The following is a 17,188-nucleotide window of genomic DNA, read 5'->3' on the forward strand; positions in this document are numbered from 1 at the left end:
TTCGCGCTGCTCTGGACATTGCCGTGCCTGCAATGCGGCCCGTCGATGGTCGCAGCGCACGCATTCCACGTCGTGACGGGCTTCATCCTCGCAACTCTGCTCGTCGTGTGCGGTTTCATGTTCGGTCCGCCCGCGGACGAAGGCCGGATCGAACCCATCTCGTCAGGGTCGCTCGCGGTCTATTTGCTGGGCACCACCATGATCGTGCTCGCGAGCTTTCATGCCGACGCGGCGATCGTCGTGTTCGCCGTCCTGGTGGCGGCGACGTTGATTGTCGCATGGCATGCGCCGGCCGCCACCGGCGCGATCGCCGCCGCTGCCGCATTCGTCTTTGTCGTGTTCGCCGAATGGGCGGTACGCGGCAACCCGGACATGCTGGTGCTGCCGGGCGGGCCGCTGCCGGGCATCGGTCCTGCCGCTACCGACAGCTCCGTCTCGCTGCATCTGATCACGGCGGCAGTCTTCGCCGCCGGATTCGGCGCCGCGGGATTTCTGGCGCAGGGCCGCTCGGCCAACGCCATCATACCGGTGGTGTGGTCGGCTGCCGGCGTGTTCGTGCCGCTGGCGCTCCTGATCGCGCTGTACGCCCGCATCGCGCATCTCGATCGCTCGATCCCGTTTGCGATTCTGGCGGTGATGGTGGCTGCCGGCTTTGCGGCGGCGACCGAAATCCTGAGCAGGCGGGACAGCCGGCCGGGATCCGCGATCTCGACTGCGCTGTTCGCGACCGGCACGCTCGGCGCGCTGGCGCTGGCCCTGACCTTTGCGCTGGACAAAGGCTGGCTCACGATCGCGCTGGCGCTGATGTCGACGGGTACGGCCTGGATTTCGATGCAGCGGCCGATCCCGTTCCTGCGCTCGCTCGCGGCCATTTTGGCGGGCGTCGTGGTATTGCGGATCGGCTACGAGCCGCGCATCGTCGGCGATGCGGTCGGCACCACGCCGGTCTTCAACTGGCTGTTGTGGGGTTACGGGCTTCCGGCGCTGTCGTTCTGGGCGGGAAGCCACTTCCTGCGGCGGCGCGGCGACGACGCACCGCTGCGCACGGTGGAGGCCGCGGCCATCCTGTTCACGGCGCTGCTGGCGTTCATGGAAATACGCCATGCCGTCAACGGCGGCGATGTCTACCGCGACACGGCCGGACTGACCGAGACCGCGCTGCAGGTCTGCGTCGCGCTCGCCATGGCGATCGGCCTCGAGCGATTGCGGATTCGCACCGGCAGCATCGTTCACAATTTCGGTGCGGTCTTGCTGACGGCGTTCGCCGGACTGGCCGCGGTATTCGGGCTATTGTTCCTAGACAATCCGGCGATCTGGCCGATCGCGATCGGCCACGAATTCATCAATCAAATCCTGCTCGGCTATGCGATGCCCGCGGTGCTCGCGCTCTTGTTGTCCTATGCGGTGGCGGGCCAGCGCAGCGCGTATTATGCCAATAGTATCGCGGCGGCCGCGCTGATCCTCGCGCTGGGTTATGTGACGCTTGAAATCCGACGGCTCTATCACGGGCCGGTGTTGACCCATGGAGCGACCGGCGGCGCCGAGCAGTACACCTATTCGATCGCCTGGCTGGCGTTCGGCGTCGCCCTGCTCGGCATCGGCATTGTGGCCAATTCAGAGCGCGCCCGCCTGGCCTCCGCCGCCGTCATCGCGCTGACGATCGGCAAGGCATTCCTGATCGACATGTCGACCCTGACCGGGGCCTATCGTGCGTTGTCGTTCATGGGCCTTGGCCTGGTGCTGGTGGCGATCGGCTGGCTGTACCAGCGGGTTCTGTTTCGCCGGCAGCGCCCGCCAGCGGCGCCGGTCACGCAGCCGGGCGCATAGAGCATCTTCGAGCGAGGTGTCCGAAAAGCCGGGCCTCGCTTCAGGCCGCCCTGACCGAATTGAGGAACTTGCCGACCTCGAGCTTGAGGCGGTTAGAGTCGCCCGACAGCGATTGGGCCGCCGAGAGCACCTGCGAGGAGGCCGAGCCGGTCTCGCTGGCGCCGCGCTGCACGTCGGTGATGTTGGACGACACCTGCTGGGTTCCCTGCGCCGCCTGCTGCACGTTGCGGGCAATCTCCTGCGTCGCTGCACCCTGCTCTTCCACGGCTGCCGCGATGGTCGAGGATATCTCCGACAGCTTTTCGATGGTGCCGCTGATCTCCTTGATCGCCCCTACCGACTCCTGCGTCGCCGCCTGGATGCCGCTGATCTGCTGACCGATCTCGCCGGTCGCCTTCGCGGTCTGTTCGGCCAAAGCCTTCACTTCGGACGCGACTACGGCAAAGCCCCGACCGGCCTCGCCGGCGCGCGCCGCTTCGATAGTGGCGTTGAGCGCGAGCAGGTTGGTCTGCCCTGCGATGGTGTTGATCAGTTCGACCACATCGCCGATGCGGGCGGCGGCCTTCGACAATTCGCCGACACGGTCGTTGGTCTTGCGTGCCTGGTGGACGGCGTCACTGGCCATCCGTGCCGATTCCTGCACCTGGCGGCTGATTTCGTTCACCGACGAGGTCAGTTCCTCAGTCGCGGAGGCCACCGATTGCACATTGGTGGAGGCTTCCTCGGATGCCGCCGCGACCGTGGTGGCAAGCTCCTGCGAGCGTTCCGCGGTCGCGGTCAAGGTGCTGGCGGAGGCCTCGAGTTCGGTCGAGGCCGATGACACGGTTTCGACGATCTCGCCGACGGCGTTTTCGAAGTCGTCGGCGAGCCTGACCATATCGGCCTTGCGCTGCCGCGCGGCGATCTGATCCTGCTCGATCTTCGCCTCCGCTTCGTCGCGGGCCTTCTGTTCGGCATTTTGGCGGATCACGGTGACGGTCTTGGCGAGATCGCCGATTTCGTCGCCGCGATCGGCGCCGGGAATGACGATATCGAGATGGCCCGCGGCCATCTGACCTAACGCACCGTTCAGACGGGTCATCGGCCGGGCAATCCCGAAGATCGAGAACAGTACCGATCCGATGATGGCGCTCATCACCACGATCGCAAGGCCGAAATTGATCCGGCCGGCATACGCCTCTTCGGCTGCGGCCAGGTCCTTCGAGACCTTGGCCCTGGCCTGGACGAATGTGACCTGCGCCTTGATCAATTCGATCGCCTGGTTAACAAATATCGCCGTGCGATTTTTGATAATATTCGCTTTCGAATCTTCAAGCTTCACAATCGCGTCGTTGGCAGCAACGAAGTGCGTGACAATGGATGTCAGCGCGTCGATACCGTCATGAAACGCTTTGCCGTCGGCGAGACGCCGGATACTCTCAAGGCTTTCATTAAGGGCGGCACCGGAACGAGCGATGACCTGCCTCTCGCTCTCGTCCCCGGTCGCCGCGAGACGCCAGGCCGAGGCGCGGAGTCCATTAAGCCTGGCGTCCGCTTGATGCAGCAGTCCCTCCACCTCTTGACGGTTTGTCAATTCGACCAGCGCCGGCGACTGCAGCTGCGCCGCAAAGACGATCTGCCATTCGCCGGAAATCTCTATCCGTTTGTCGGTCGTCAGGAAGATCTCGCTTTGCACCTTTGCCAGATCTTCAATTGCCGCAGCGTAATTTGCTATCGAGAGCTTGATTTTTTGCAACCGCTCCAAGCTTACCGGGTTCTTTGACACGGCAGCAGCGGCATCTATTTGCCCTTCTGCGATTCCCTTGAACTGGCGCATTTCGGCCACCGCTTTCTCGACCTCGGCCGGCGTCCTCTGCAGCCGAATGTTGCGGCCGGCGAGCTGTATCTGCCGCACGCTCGCTTCGGCCGCGAGTGAGTTGTCGACCATCACCTGCTGCAGGGTGGCTAGATCGTTCGCGGCGGAAACCGTTGATTCCGTTACCATCTGGTTAGCCACCATGCCGATCGCCAGCAATACGCCAACGGCGCCGACGATGCCAAGCTTGTTACCGATGCGGTTGAGCTTGATCATGTCTGTGTGCTTTCAATTTGAATTCCAGGATCGGCAACCGGCGGCAAGCGCTATCGCGTTCGAGCAATAGCGCTCGCGCCGTTAGATCCGGTTAATTTCAACTTCCGTGGAACTACGGGCATTCGACCGATTTCGGCCCCGGTTTGGCGCCGGGCTGCTTGTTGTCAGGCCGCCCTTACCGAATTGAGAAACTTGCCGACTTCGAGCTTGAGGCGGTTGCTCTCGACCGACAGCGACTGCGCCGCCGACAGCACCTGCGACGAAGCCGCGCCGGTCTCGCTGGCGCCGCGCTGCACGTCGGTGACGTTGGAGGAGACTTGCGAGGTGCCTTTGGCAGCTTGCTGGATGTTGCGGGAAATCTCCTGGGTCGCCGCGCCCTGTTCTTCCACCGCAGCCGCAATGGTCGAGGAGATTTCCGACATCCGGCCGATGGTATCGCCGATCTCCTTGATCGCACCGACCGAGTCGTGCGTTGCGGCCTGGATGCCGGTGATCTGCTGGCCGATCTCGCCGGTCGCCTTCGAGGTCTGCTCGGCCAGCGCCTTTACTTCGGAGGCCACCACCGCAAAGCCGCGGCCGGCCTCGCCGGCCCGGGCCGCCTCGATCGTGGCATTCAGCGCCAGCAGATTGGTTTGCCCAGCGATGGTGTTGATCAGCTCGACGACGTCGCCGATGCGGGCTGCCGCCTTCGACAATTCACCGACGCGATCGTTGGTCTTCCGTGCCTGCTCCACAGCGTCACCGGCGACCCGGGACGATTCCTGGACCTGGCGGCTGATTTCGTTGACCGACGCCGTCAGTTCTTCGCTGGCGGCGGCCACCGACTGAACGTTGGTGGAGGCCTCCTCGGACGCCGCCGCGACCGCTACCGCGAGTTCTTCCGACCGCACGGCGGTTGACGCCAATGTGCCGGCTGAAGCTTCCAGCTCGGTCGAGGCCGAAGATACGGTTTCGACGATCTCGCCGACCGCGCGTTCGAAGTCGTCGGCGAGCCTGATCATGTCTGCCTTGCGCTGCTCAGCCGCATGCTGATCCGCCGCCAGACGTTCGGCGCGCATCCGTTCGACCTCGAGCCCGGTCGCCTTGAACACAACCAGCGCCTTCATGATCTCGCCGATCTCGTCACTGCGTCGAGGCTCAGGCGTTTCCACCGAAAGGTCACCGTGCGCCAGGCGATTCATGGTCGTAACGCTGGCTTTCAAGGGACGTACTACCCCGTTACGAGCTACAAGGTAGCTGACCAGCATGGCGAGCAGGCTGATTGCCAAAGTCGAATAAATGATCGTCCAAAACGTGCTGCGAGCAGATTCCAGAAATTCCATCTTCTTGATTCCGACATAGAGAATGCCGAGCACCTGGCCGTTCGGATCGAGGATCGGGTCGTAGGCGGTCATATAAGCTTCGCCCAAGATCTGGGCCTCGCCGCGAAATGAAGCCTTGCGATCGAAGATCGCGTCATGTGAACCGCCCGGTGCCAAGCGTGTTCCCACCGCCCGCGTGCCGTCTGGCTTCAAGACATTCGTCGTAATTCTCAGATCGTTCATGAATACGGTGCAGGTGCCGCCGACGAGATTTTTGACCTTGTCGACTGTTGCCGCGTCACCGTTCAAGACATGATCGCCCGCCAGCAGCTTGTCGTCGGCGACGCTAAAGCTTTTGCCGTTGGCACGCAGAACATCCCATGCCACTCGCATATTGGTTTCCACCCGCTCGGTGGCCGCTTTGACGGCCCCGCGTTCAAGCAGATACCAAGCTACGCTCGTCACGCAGATGCCCAAAAGGAGAATGCCGGAAACCGACAGGGCCACGATCTGTGGAGCGAGTCCGAAAGCCATGCCACGCCGCGAGGCCTGGGGCGTCCCGGCCTGAGGCCGCGGGTCCGATGACATTTTTTGATCTCCGAGAGGCTGGCCTGATCGACAGGATGGACAGCTTCTCCCACGTTGCTCGCACTTGCCCGCAATATCCCTCGAACCTTTTCGGCCACCTTAATTTTAGCCGCCCGTAGAAATACGGCCAGATCGCGTACGCGCCGCAATATCGGGACCGTGGCTTGTCAGGCCGCCCTGACCGAATTGAGGAACTTGCCGACCTCCAGCTTGAGGCGGTTGGAATCGCCGGACAACGACTGCGCGGCGGAGAGCACCTGCGACGAGGCCGAGCCGGTTTCGCTGGCGCCGCGCTGCACGTCGGTGATGTGGGACGAGACCTGCATGGTGCCCTGGGCGGCCTGCTGGACGTTGCGGGAAATCTCCTGGGTCGCCGCACCCTGTTCCTCTACTGCAGCCGCGATGGTCGATGAAATCTCCGACAGCTTTTCGATGGTGCCGCTGATCCCCTTGATGGCGTTTACCGACTCCTGGGTCGCGGCCTGGATGCCGCTGACCTGCTGGCCGATCTCGCCGGTCGCCTTCGCGGTCTGCTCGGCCAGCGCCTTGACCTCGGAGGCCACCACCGCAAAGCCGCGGCCGGCCTCGCCGGCGCGCGCCGCCTCGATGGTGGCGTTCAGCGCCAGCAGATTGGTCTGCCCGGCGATGGTGTTGATCAGCTCGACGACGTCGCCGATGCGGGCGGCGGCCTTCGACAACTCGCCGACGCGATCATTGGTCTGGCGCGCCTGATCGACGGCCTCGTTGGCCATTCGTGCCGATTCCTGGACCTGCCGGCTGATCTCGTTGACCGAGGAGGTCAGTTCTTCCGTTGCCGAAGCCACCGACTGCACGTTGGTGGAGGCCTCCTCGGAGGCGCCTGCGACGATGGTGGCGAGCTCCTCCGAGCGCACCGCAGTCGAGGTGAGCACCGTGGCAGAGGCTTCGAGTTCGGTCGAAGCCGACGACACGGTTTCGATGATCTCGCCCACCGCCGCCTCGAAATCATCGGCGAGCCGGCGCATGTCGGTTTTACGTTGCTGCACTTGCCGCTGCTCGACATCCAATTGCTCTGAGCGCAGCCGGTTGGTCTCGATCATCGCCCCCTTGAACACCTGCACCGTACGCGCCATCTCGCCGATTTCGTCCTGCCGGTCGGCATCGAGGACGGGAAATTCGAAATCGCCATTGCTGAGAGCCGCCATGCGCGCCTTGAGGCGAGACAGTGGCTTCACAACGCTGCGCGAGACCGTCCAGGCGATGCCAATCGAGGACAGCAACAGAATGCCGATCACCGCCGCAGCGGTCCGGGCCATTGCCCAGAAGGTAGCGTCCAGATCGGTCATGTACTCGGCGGTCGCTATCATCAGGTGCCAGGGCGCGAAGCCACGGACAAAGGCGACCTTTTCCAGCGGGGTTTTGTCGCCGCCTTTGGGAAACGCGTATCGGATCGTGCCTTCACCCCGTTTCGCAATGTCGAGCATCTGGGAGGCAAACGGCAGGCCGTTGGCATCCTTGAGGCCGCGCACATCCTTGCCGACCAGGCCCGGATTGCCGGTGTTCATGACACAGAGTCCTGTCTCGGTGTCGTAAATGAAGAGGTAGTTGGCATGGCCTTCGAACCACATCGAGCCGGCGGCGGCGAAAAAGCGCGCCTTTGCCTCGTCCTCGCTCATCGCTCCTGATTCGGCTGCATGTTTGAAGCCGTCCGCGATGCTCCAGGCGGCATCGACCATGGCATGCGCCTTCTCGGTGCGCTCGACGGCAAGTTCGGCGCGGGCGATGAAAAGGACCGTCAGGGCGACCAGCACCATGAAGACCGCGCCCGCGACGGCCATCGCGGTTAGCTTCGAGGCGATCGAGTGGGGGACGACTTTGTTGAGCAGTTTTCTCACTATCATTCTTCCGCTGCGTGCCGGACGTCACATCACGGCAAGAAAAGATCCATATTGCTGCCATTCCGGCTTCTCGAGGATAGCGGTTACTTCGTAAATTAACGGTTCAGTCGATCAATTTCGGTGGATTTGATAAGCCGCGGACGAGGACAAGCCGACTCACTCGCGCCGATCTATCGGCTCAATATCGTGCGTGCCGCGCGCTGCAGATTTGGCTGCGATTGCCGATCATGGAAATGATGATGCGGTGCGCTTTGGAGCGACATCCCGGAACGACGGCACGCCGGTGAGCCTACCCGAGCGTTTCCGCCACCAGACGGATTCTGAAGACAGGATTTTTGGCCTCGTCGAGCAGTTCCATCTGCCATTCGGCGTTTTGCTTCAGGCTGCGCGAAATGCCGCCGACAAGGTTGCCGCAAACCTTGGTCATCTCGGTCCAGGCGGCCTCGCGGCTTTCGAACTCGGATCCCTGGTCGGAAGCCCCGGAATAACGACCGTGACGAATTCGAAAGAAGTATTGCGGCATTTTTGAACCCATGTGCTGGGCCCCCCACAGCCTGTCGATTTTCGACAAACTGGAGCGATAGTCGCTACCAAGGCATGAAGATGTCGACCCGTGTGACTACGGTCAGGCACGCGTCACATCCGCCGACAGTTTCCTTCCGCGAATTTTCCATCGAGGGAATTAGGTGCAGCTGCTCCACCGATCAGTCGGTGGAGCGACGCAACTCCAGAGCGCTCTCCGGCTTTGCCGGCTCTGGCTTCGCCTCGGACTTCACCGGCTCGATTTTGGCGCTCTCGACCGGCGGGGTTTCGACGCGCGCCGATACTTCCACCGAGCCGGTCCGCTCCGGCGCTTGCAGCGAACGTGGGTGAGCCACCGCCCGGGCCAGCAACATCTGCGCCGCGCCCTGATGATGGAAATCGCAATAAGCGAAGCTCATGCCCGAGACCGATCCGCGGAAGCTGCGCTCGTCTCTCTTGTCAAGATTGAAGCAAGGCTCGAACGGAATGCCCTTGATGGACGCGCAGACGGCCTGGCCGCGGATCTGGAGCGTGTTGCCCGGCAGCCGCAGGTGCCGAACCGGACCGGCGCCTGAGAACTGCACCGCGCCGGCCGCACCCATGTCGTCGAGTATCCGGCCTGCGCCGCGCGTACCGTCAAAACAGGTAAAGGCGAAGACCTTGCCAGATACGAACCTGCGGGCCTCCTCGGCATTCATCTGCCCGGCCAAAGCGGGCGTGATCGCCGCACCGGCCACAATCGCCCCCAACACGAAACGCGCAAGCATGCTGTAACTCCAACTGACCCCGAGCGCGGGCAACGCCTGATGCCTCTTTACCCGCTGCTTACCATACCAACCATGGCAACATTGGAGCAGCTTGGTTGGTAAAGTCTGAACGCCGTCAGACAATTTTTACCACGATTCGGCCGCGCACCTGCCCGGCGAGGATCCTGGCACCGGCCTCGATCACCTGGCTGAGGTCAATTTCCTGAGTAATTTCAGCCAGTTTTCTGGAATCCAGGTCGCCGGCGAGCCGGCTCCAGGCGGTTTTTCGCAGCTCAATTGGGCACATCACAGAATCGATACCCAACAGACACACTCCGCGCAAAATAAACGGCGCCACCGAGGACGGCAGGTCCATGCCGGCGGCAAGCCCGCACGCGGCGATGGCGCCCCGGTATTTCGTCATCGACAAAAGGTTGGCCAGCGTGGTCGAGCCGACGCTGTCGATCCCGCCCGCCCAGCGCTCCCTGGCCAAAGGCTTGGCCGGCCCGGTGAGTTCGCCGCGATCGATCACTTCGGCCGCGCCGAGATCGCGGAGATAGCCGGCCTCCGACTGCCGGCCGGTCGATGCGATGACGTGGTAGCCGAGCTTCGACAGCACCGCGATCGCAACCGAGCCGACACCGCCGGCGGCGCCGGTGACCACGACCGGACCATTCGCCGGGGTAAGACCATGCTGCTCCAGCGCCAGCACCGCCAGCATCGCGGTGTAGCCCGCGGTGCCGATCGCCATCGCGTCGCGCGCTGACATGCCTTCGGGCAGGCGTACCAGCCAGTCGCCCGAGACACGGGCTTTCTCGGCGTAGGCGCCGAGATGAGTCTCACCCATGCCCCAACCGTTGCAGATTACCTGGTCGCCGGCCTTCCATTGCGGATGCGACGACTGCTCGACTGTGCCCGCAAAATCGATGCCCGCGATCATCGGAAAGCGCCGCACCACCGGCGCCTTGCCAGTAACGGCAAGGCCGTCCTTGTAGTTCAGCGTCGACCATTCGACCCGCACGGTAACGTCGCCCGCCATCAACTCGGCTTCGTCGAACTGGGTGAGCGCGGCGGTGGTGCCTTTCTCCGCCTTGTCGATCCTGATGGCTTTGAACGTTCCCATGCCGAGTCCTCCCGCGGTCAATTTCGTGAGTTCGCCCAGCTTGAACGCTCTATGCCGGCTGTGCAACCGGGCGTGCCACCGGCTTCTCCACGATCGGCAGATTGATCAGCGCCGAGAGCACGCCGAACAACACCGACAGCCACCAGATCGGCGTATAGGAGCCGAACTTCTCGAACACCATCCCGCCCAGCAGTACCCCGAGGAATCCGCCGACCTGATGGCTGAAAAAGGCGAATCCGAACAGCGTCGCCAGCCAGCGGGTGCCGAACATCACCGCGACCAGACTGGACGTCGGCGGAACCGTAGACAACCAGGTCAGACCTGTGACGACGCCGAATATGATCGCGGAGAAGGTGGTGATCGGCAACGCGATGAAGGCAACGATCGACATCGCGCGAACAAAATAAATAGCGGACAGGATGTAGCGCTTCGGCATCCTGCTCTGCAGCCAGCCGACGCTGAGAGAGCCTATGATGTTGAACAGGCCGATGGTGGCAACCACCCAACCGCCGACCTGGACCGGCACGCCGCGATCGACCAGATAGGCCGGCAGATGCACGGTGATGAAGGCAAGCTGAAATCCGCAGGTAAAGAACCCCAGCACCAGCAAGATATAGGAGCGATGGCCGAACGCCTCGGCGAGGGCATGTTTGAATGTCTGCTGCTCCGTCACAGCGACAGAGCCAGCGGACATGGTGGGCGTTGCCAGCGCCAGGGAAAGCGGCACTACCAGCAGCATCAAACAGGCAAATACCGTCAGCGCCGGCTGCCAGCCGAAATTGTCGAGCATGGCGACCCCGAACGGGGCAAAGACGAATTGCCCGAACGATCCCGCCGCGGTGCCCGCGCCGAGCGCAACGCCGCGCCATTCCAGCGGCAGCAGCTTGCCGAACGCCGACAGCACCAGATTGAACGAGCAGCCCGACAGGCCCAAGCCGATCAAAACACCGGCGCTGATATCAAGCGACAAGGGTGTGGCGGCGTAGCGCATGAGGATCAGGCCCGCCGCATACATCAGCGCGCCGAGCGAGATCACGCGCAAGCTGCCGAAGCGGTCGGCGATCGCACCGGCGATCGGCTGGCCTATTCCCCACAGCAGATTCTGGATCGCCAGCGCGAGAGCAAATACGTCGCGGCCCCATGCGAACTCCCGGCTCATCGGCTGCATGAAGAATCCGAAGGTCGAGCGTGGGCCGAATGTCAGCATGCCGATCAGGCAGCCGCACACCACGATCACCAGTGGCGTCCGCCAAGTCGCGGCAGCGGGCAATGGACGCCGATCGCCTTCAGTCGCGGTCATACAAAATCCTCGGGCGCGCGATCCATACCCGCCAGCGCATCGGCGTGGCGCGAAGTTAATGCATTGGCATGGAAATCCCAACCGGGATATCGGTATAAAGCAATGCAGCCCTGCGATTACGCTGGGCAACGGCGTCGCGGTCCAGTAGTTCAAACGGCGGAATTCCTGCCGCCAGCCGCCTGGTCGGTCGAGCGATTAGCGCCGCACCGGCGTATCCGACATTTCGGCCGAGCTCTTCGCCGCCTCCGCGAGCTTCGCTGATATTGCCGCGGTTTCGGCCGCGGTTCCCCAGCTCGGCGCCTCGCTGCCGTCGCCCCATGCGCGCGGCCGATAGAAGGTGTGCACGCCGAATTTGTACATCTTCTTCATCTCGCTCACCCAGGACGGCCGCACCCAATAGGCATGGTAGTGCGTCGACTTGCCGACTTCCGGCAGCCAGATCTGGCCGTCGAGCATCGCTTTGGCTATCTTCCTGGCGCGGTCCCACATGTCAGGCTCGCGCACGACATCGGCCACGTTATCGCAGGCGAAGGTGAACTGGCACGCCAAATGCCTATGCTTGTTCTGGTAAACCACGCCGCACACCGTGTTGGGATAAAAACCGGAGAATGCGCGGTTCATCACCACCTGCGCCACCGCAATCTGGCCGCGCACGGCTTCGCCGCGGGCTTCGAAATAAACGGCCTCGGTGAGGCATTTCTCCGATTTGGCGCGCGCCTTCTCGTCGAACAGACCGAGGCGCTCGGCCGGTGTCTTGGCGCGCTGGTTGTCCGAATTGACTTCGCCCTTGACGGCAATGCTCTCACCGCTTTCGACCTCCCTGGAAGGCTCGTCCGCGGCCGTGGGCAGGGAAGCCGTCACCTTCAAGTCGGGATCGGCGGCGCCCGGCATCACGACGACCGGTTCTTCGCCGGGCTGCCAGCGCTCGATGCTCTCCACCGGTGCGCCGAGCGAGTTGCTGCCGAAGAACAGGCTCGCGGTCTTCACCGAAAACCCGTCATGCGACCGGCTGGGCTCGAGCGGGATCGATACCGGCGTCATTTTCAGGTCGTCGAGCGGCTGGGCTTCAAGCGACATCGAAACGTCGTATTGCGGAAGCGGCGGAGCGCTCAACGCCTCCGCTAGTTCCGGATCGAGCGGGGCGGGTTTGGTGGACGGCGCCGCGTCGGCGGTCTTGGCACCCATGACCGATGCGTTCGATGTTGCGGGATCTTGGCTTGCCGGAGCGGCGTTGGCGGGCATTGCCGTTTCGGGCGGGACAACGACGAGGCGATCACCCTTGAGCGTACGATCGACCTTGGGGAAATCAGACGCCTGATAGCGCGGCGGCGTCTGGGCAATGGGATTGCGCGTCACCGAACCGGTGATGTCGATGCCCTGGTTATCGAGACTGGCCAGCCGATAGGTCGCGGTTTGCGGGGCGGACGTTCCGATCGGGCGGCCGAAGCTGTAGGTAGCGACCTGAATGGAGCTGGCGGCGGAGAACACCCGGCTTTGCCAGCGTTCAGCGACACCCGGCTGCCGCGCCAGCAGCGATGCGATATCCTGATATCCGACTTCTGTCGGGGTCAATGCGAAGACGCAAAGACCAAGGCCGAAGAACGCGAAACGCGCGCCCTTCGGCCGGTTACGCAACTGCAACATCTGTATGCTCACGCAACGCAACACTACGCACAGGCGATCGAACTCAGTACATCCGTGCAATTCGATCTTTTTTGGTGGTATCTAATTTAGGTTGCGAGGGAGTTAATCGGCGTTGCGCGCGCGACACAGTCAATCATTTGCCGATTTTGCGCCGATCACGTCGAAAACCTTGGTAAACAGGCGCTCGAATAAAGTGGTAAATATCGCGTCAACAAAAATGATGAAGAAAGATAATTAGGAGAGTCATTTGGGTGCGCGCCGGGTCAGAATGGGGAACCCGAAGTCGCGCACACCTGGCATTTCCGCGTCATTGCGAGCGAAGCGAAGCAATCCATACTTTACCCAGGGCGGGTAGAATGGATTGCTTCGTCGCTAACGCTCCTCGCAATGACGACAATTCGCAGATCTTACGCCTGGCTGGCGACGGCCTTGCCGAGCGCGGCCTGCGCCGCGGCGAGGCGGGCGATCGGCACGCGATAGGGCGAGCACGAGACGTAATCCAGTCCGATCTGATGGCAGAACGCAACGGAAGCCGGATCGCCGCCATGTTCGCCGCAAATGCCGACCTTGAGATTCGGACGCGTCTTGCGCCCGCGCGCCACGCCGATCTTCACCAGTTCGCCAACGCCATCGCGGTCGACCGAGATAAAGGGATCGATCTCCAGGATTCCCTTGGCGATATAGGTGCTCAGGAATCCGGCCGCGTCGTCGCGGCTGATGCCGTAGGTCGTCTGCGTCAGGTCGTTGGTGCCGAACGAGAAGAACTCCGCCGTCCTGGCGATATCGCCGGCCATCAGGCAGGCGCGCGGCAGTTCGATCATGGTGCCGACCTGATAGCTCAATTTGATTCCGGTTTCCTTCATCACCGACTGCGCGGTGGCGTCGATCCGCGCCTTGACCAGATCGAACTCGGCCTTGGTCGCGATCAACGGCACCATCACCTCGAGGCCTACGGCCTTGCCGGTGCGCTTTCCGGCCTCGACCGCGGCTTCGAAAATGGCGCGCGCCTGCATCTCAGCGATCTCGGGATAGACGATGGCGAGCCGGCAACCGCGGAAACCGAGCATCGGATTGAATTCCGCGAGATCGCGGGCACGATCGGCCAGCCGCCGCGGATCGGTGTTCATCGCGCGCGCGACCTCTTCGATCTCGGCCTGGGTGTGCGGCAGGAACTCGTGCAGCGGCGGATCGAGCAGCCGGATCGTCACCGGCAGGCCCTTCATGATCTCGAACAGTTCGACGAAATCCGCCCGCTGCATCGGCAGCAACTTTGACAGCGCGGCGCGGCGGGTCTGTTCATCCTCGGCCAGGATCATCTCGCGCACGGTGCGGATCCGGGTTTCCTCGAAGAACATGTGCTCGGTGCGGCAAAGCCCGATGCCTTCCGCGCCGAATTTGATGGCGGCTCGCGCATCATCCGGCGTATCGGCGTTGACGCGGACGCCAAGCTTGCGGACGGCATCGGCCCAGCCCATCAGGGTGCCGAATTCGCCCGACATTTGCGGCTCGATCATCGGCATCCGCCCGGCCAGGACCTGGCCCAGCGATCCATCGATGGTGATGATGTCGCCGGTCTTGAAGGTACGCGAGCCGATGCTCATGGTGCCGCGGCCGTAATCGACGCGGATGGTGCCGCAGCCGGAGACGCAGGGCTTGCCCATGCCGCGCGCGACCACGGCGGCGTGCGAGGTCATGCCGCCGCGGGTGGTGAGGATGCCTTCGGCGGCATGCATGCCGTGAATGTCTTCCGGGCTGGTCTCGATCCGCACCAGAATAACCTTGCGGCCATCGGCCTGCAGTTTCGCGGCCTCGTCGGAAGAGAATACGATTTCGCCCGATGCCGCGCCCGGCGAGGCCGGCAGGCCGGTCGCGATGACGTCGCGCTTGGCGGCGGGATCGATGGTCGGATGCAGCAATTGATCGAGCGATGCAGGATCGATCCGCATCACTGCGTCCTTCTTCGAGATCAAGCCTTCATTGGCGAGTTCGACCGCGATCCGAAGCGCTGCTTTCGCAGTCCGCTTGCCGCCGCGGGTCTGCAGCATCCATAGCTTGCCCTGCTCGACCGTGAACTCCATGTCCTGCATGTCGCGGTAATGCTTTTCGAGCAGGGTATAGATTCGCGTCAGCTCCTTGAAAGCCTCAGGCATCGCGGTTTCCATCGACGCCTTGTCGGAGCCGGATTCCTTGCGCGCGTATTCGGTGATGTCCTGCGGCGTGCGGATGCCCGCCACCACGTCTTCGCCCTGCGCGTTGATCAGGAATTCGCCGTACAAACGGCTCTCGCCGGTCGAGGGATTGCGCGTGAACGCGACCCCGGTCGCCGAGGTCTCGCCCATATTGCCGAACACCATCGCCTGCACGTTGACCGCGGTGCCCCACGATTCCGGAATGTCGTGCAGCCGGCGATAGGTCACCGCGCGCGCGTTCATCCAGGATGAAAACACCGCGCCGATCGCGCCCCACAACTGGTCATGGGGATCCTGCGGGAAATCCGAACCCGTTTCGCGCGCCACGGCATCCTTGTAGCGGCCGACCAGTTCGACCCAGTCGTCGCCGGTCAGATCGGTGTCGAGCGAATAGCCCTGACTGTCCTTGAAGGTGTCGAGGATGTCTTCGAAGTGCGAATGCTCAAAGCCCAGCACCACGTCGGAGTACATGGTGATGAAGCGGCGGTAGCTGTCGTAGGCGAAGCGGCGGTCGCCGGACAATTCGGCCAGCGCCTCGACCGTCTTGTCGTTGAGACCGAGATTGAGCACGGTGTCCATCATGCCCGGCATCGAGGCGCGGCCGCCGGAGCGCACCGAAACCAGCAGCGGGTTTTTGGGGTCGCCGAAAGACTTGCCGGTCAGTTTGCCGACATGGTCCAGTGCCTTTTCGACCTGCGCCTTCAATGCCGCCGGATAGGTTTTGCCGTGCGCGTAGAAATAGGTGCAGACCGAGGTCGGAATGGTGAAGCCGGGAGGCACCGGCAGACCGAGATTGGCCATTTCGGCGAGATTGGCGCCCTTGCCGCCCAGCAAATCGCGAAGGCCGGCTTTGCCCTCGGCCTTGCCGTCGCCGAACGTGAATACCCATTTGCCGGATTTCGCGGCGTCCGCGGCGATCTTGCTGGGGGCCGCCTTGGCTGCGGTGCCTTTGCCGACCGGCTTGGGAGCCGGCTTGGCCAGGCTTTTCTTCAGCGCCTTGCGGGCGCTGGCCGACGGCGCAGGCTTGGCCCGAACCGGCATGGATGACTTTGATTTCGCAGCGATTTTCTTGGGTTTAGCGACGGCTTTGGCCATGACTGCAAATAATCCACAAGAGGGGAGAGGAAGTTGCGCGCCTTACACCACTTTGAGGGGGTCCGCGCAAGCCGCGAAACCCGTTTCAAACCCTACATATGAAGCCACTTCAACAGCCCGAGACCGATCAGACCGTTGAGAATCAGAAAGATCGCTACCACGAGATTGAGCAGCCTCGGCATGATCAGGATCAACAGCCCGGCAATGACGGACATGATCGGCGAGATGTGGGCGACGGTGAGGGTCATTTAGAACGTCTCCGCTGTGCGATTTGGTGAGGCGTCGAATCGAAGAGGGGGCACTTTATCATTCCCCCCGCCCGCTGGCGCAGCTCCCCGATATCAGACGCCTGGCGCTTCGGCGAGTTCCGCAGCGCGCAAAAAATCCCAAAAATTGCCGCGTATGAGGCGGTCTTTTTCCGGGAACGATGCCGGGCGCGATGAATTGGATCGGTTTGCGTGCGGCAAACCCGCACGCATCATCGCGAAGGAGCAGACCATGTGGAACCGAATACTGGCCATCACGGCAACCGTGGCCGCCATGAGCGCACCCATCGCGGCGCAGGCACAGAATGACACCGTCGGCATCGCGCGGGGCGGCGCCGTTGTGATCAACGAGGATATCGACGGCATTGCGGTCGATCAGCGCCCGGCGTTCCGCGAATACATCGTGCGCGAACGGGTGCCGAATTACGCCATTCCGGATCGTGTCGTGGTCGGCGGCGTGCTGCCGGAAGCCGGGGTCACCTATTACGACGTGCCGCAGACGTTCGGCGTTACGCCTTATCGGTACACCGTGGTGAACGGCCAGACCGTGCTGATCGAACCGCGCACGCGCCGCATCGTTCAGGTGATTGAGTAACACCGCCTGAACGCATGGTCCGGATGCCGCAGCGGTCACCGGAC

General features: G+C 62.9%; 12 protein-coding genes. 2 read left to right on the top strand and 10 right to left on the bottom strand.

What is annotated here, in order from left to right; translation table 11 throughout:
* Positions 1 to 1,827: DUF2339 domain-containing protein (locus tag E8A46_RS24220; RefSeq protein WP_291566629.1), on the top strand; the 1,827-nt coding region annotated here is incomplete at its 5' end.
* 40 nt (positions 1,828 to 1,867) lie between these two features.
* Here the strand turns inward: E8A46_RS24220 and E8A46_RS24225 are convergent.
* From E8A46_RS24225 to E8A46_RS24270, 10 genes are all read right to left on the bottom strand, one after another.
* A complete protein-coding gene (locus E8A46_RS24225; protein WP_291566631.1) occupies positions 1,868 to 3,898 on the bottom strand; it encodes a HAMP domain-containing methyl-accepting chemotaxis protein in 2,031 nt (676 codons plus the stop codon).
* A gap of 164 nt (positions 3,899 to 4,062) precedes the next feature.
* Entirely contained in the window at positions 4,063 to 5,787 is a 1,725-nt protein-coding gene (locus tag E8A46_RS24230; protein ID WP_291566633.1) for a methyl-accepting chemotaxis protein, read from the bottom strand.
* Positions 5,788 to 5,954: 167 nt separating this feature from the next.
* Positions 5,955 to 7,604, bottom strand: a complete 1,650-nt coding sequence (locus tag E8A46_RS24235) for a methyl-accepting chemotaxis protein (RefSeq protein WP_291566662.1) — start codon at positions 7,602 to 7,604, stop codon at positions 5,955 to 5,957.
* 349 nt (positions 7,605 to 7,953) lie between these two features.
* Positions 7,954 to 8,187, bottom strand: a complete 234-nt coding sequence (locus E8A46_RS24240; protein WP_291566664.1) for a hypothetical protein — start codon at positions 8,185 to 8,187, stop codon at positions 7,954 to 7,956.
* A 181-nt stretch (positions 8,188 to 8,368) separates the two neighbouring features.
* Positions 8,369 to 8,953: a hypothetical protein gene (locus tag E8A46_RS24245; RefSeq protein WP_291566635.1), complete on the bottom strand. Its 585-nt coding sequence runs from the start codon at positions 8,951 to 8,953 to the stop codon at positions 8,369 to 8,371.
* A gap of 115 nt (positions 8,954 to 9,068) precedes the next feature.
* Positions 9,069 to 10,055 (bottom strand): MDR family oxidoreductase, encoded by a 987-nt coding sequence (locus tag E8A46_RS24250; protein ID WP_291566637.1) that lies wholly within the window; start codon positions 10,053 to 10,055, stop codon positions 9,069 to 9,071.
* A gap of 49 nt (positions 10,056 to 10,104) precedes the next feature.
* Entirely contained in the window at positions 10,105 to 11,355 is a 1,251-nt protein-coding gene (locus tag E8A46_RS24255; protein ID WP_291566639.1) for an MFS transporter, read from the bottom strand.
* A gap of 195 nt (positions 11,356 to 11,550) precedes the next feature.
* On the bottom strand, positions 11,551 to 12,999 hold the full coding sequence (locus E8A46_RS24260; protein ID WP_291566641.1) for a cell wall hydrolase: 1,449 nt from the start codon (positions 12,997 to 12,999) through the stop codon (positions 11,551 to 11,553).
* A gap of 407 nt (positions 13,000 to 13,406) precedes the next feature.
* Positions 13,407 to 16,283 carry a pyruvate, phosphate dikinase gene (ppdK, locus tag E8A46_RS24265; protein WP_291566643.1) on the bottom strand — a complete coding sequence of 959 codons (2,877 nt, stop codon included), beginning with the start codon at positions 16,281 to 16,283 and terminating at the stop codon, positions 13,407 to 13,409.
* Between the two features lie 92 nt (positions 16,284 to 16,375).
* Positions 16,376 to 16,531, bottom strand: a complete 156-nt coding sequence (locus E8A46_RS24270; RefSeq protein WP_291566645.1) for a DUF3096 domain-containing protein — start codon at positions 16,529 to 16,531, stop codon at positions 16,376 to 16,378.
* Positions 16,532 to 16,781: 250 nt separating this feature from the next.
* Between E8A46_RS24270 and E8A46_RS24275 the strand changes: the two genes are divergently transcribed.
* Positions 16,782 to 17,144 carry a DUF1236 domain-containing protein gene (locus E8A46_RS24275; protein WP_291566646.1) on the top strand — a complete coding sequence of 121 codons (363 nt, stop codon included), beginning with the start codon at positions 16,782 to 16,784 and terminating at the stop codon, positions 17,142 to 17,144.
* The last annotated feature ends 44 nt before the right edge of the window (positions 17,145 to 17,188 follow it).

This window comes from Bradyrhizobium sp. (genome assembly GCF_004799445.1).
Lineage (GTDB): Bacteria > Pseudomonadota > Alphaproteobacteria > Rhizobiales > Xanthobacteraceae > Bradyrhizobium.

Bases quoted from the DNA above. Each gene is read 5' to 3' on its own strand.
- ppdK (WP_291566643.1), bottom strand. From the start codon at position 16,283: ATGGCCAAAGCCGTCGCTAAACCCAAGAAAATCGCTGCGAAATCAAAG.
- E8A46_RS24225 (WP_291566631.1), bottom strand. From the start codon at position 3,898: ATGATCAAGCTCAACCGCATCGGTAACAAGCTTGGCATCGTCGGCGCC.
- E8A46_RS24275 (WP_291566646.1), top strand. From the start codon at position 16,782: ATGTGGAACCGAATACTGGCCATCACGGCAACCGTGGCCGCCATGAGC.
- E8A46_RS24235 (WP_291566662.1), bottom strand. From the start codon at position 7,604: ATGGCCGTCGCGGGCGCGGTCTTCATGGTGCTGGTCGCCCTGACGGTC.
- E8A46_RS24255 (WP_291566639.1), bottom strand. From the start codon at position 11,355: ATGACCGCGACTGAAGGCGATCGGCGTCCATTGCCCGCTGCCGCGACT.
- E8A46_RS24250 (WP_291566637.1), bottom strand. From the start codon at position 10,055: ATGGGAACGTTCAAAGCCATCAGGATCGACAAGGCGGAGAAAGGCACC.
- E8A46_RS24245 (WP_291566635.1), bottom strand. From the start codon at position 8,953: ATGCTTGCGCGTTTCGTGTTGGGGGCGATTGTGGCCGGTGCGGCGATC.
- E8A46_RS24230 (WP_291566633.1), bottom strand. From the start codon at position 5,787: ATGTCATCGGACCCGCGGCCTCAGGCCGGGACGCCCCAGGCCTCGCGG.
- E8A46_RS24240 (WP_291566664.1), bottom strand. From the start codon at position 8,187: ATGCCGCAATACTTCTTTCGAATTCGTCACGGTCGTTATTCCGGGGCT.
- E8A46_RS24260 (WP_291566641.1), bottom strand. From the start codon at position 12,999: ATGTTGCAGTTGCGTAACCGGCCGAAGGGCGCGCGTTTCGCGTTCTTC.
- E8A46_RS24270 (WP_291566645.1), bottom strand. From the start codon at position 16,531: ATGACCCTCACCGTCGCCCACATCTCGCCGATCATGTCCGTCATTGCC.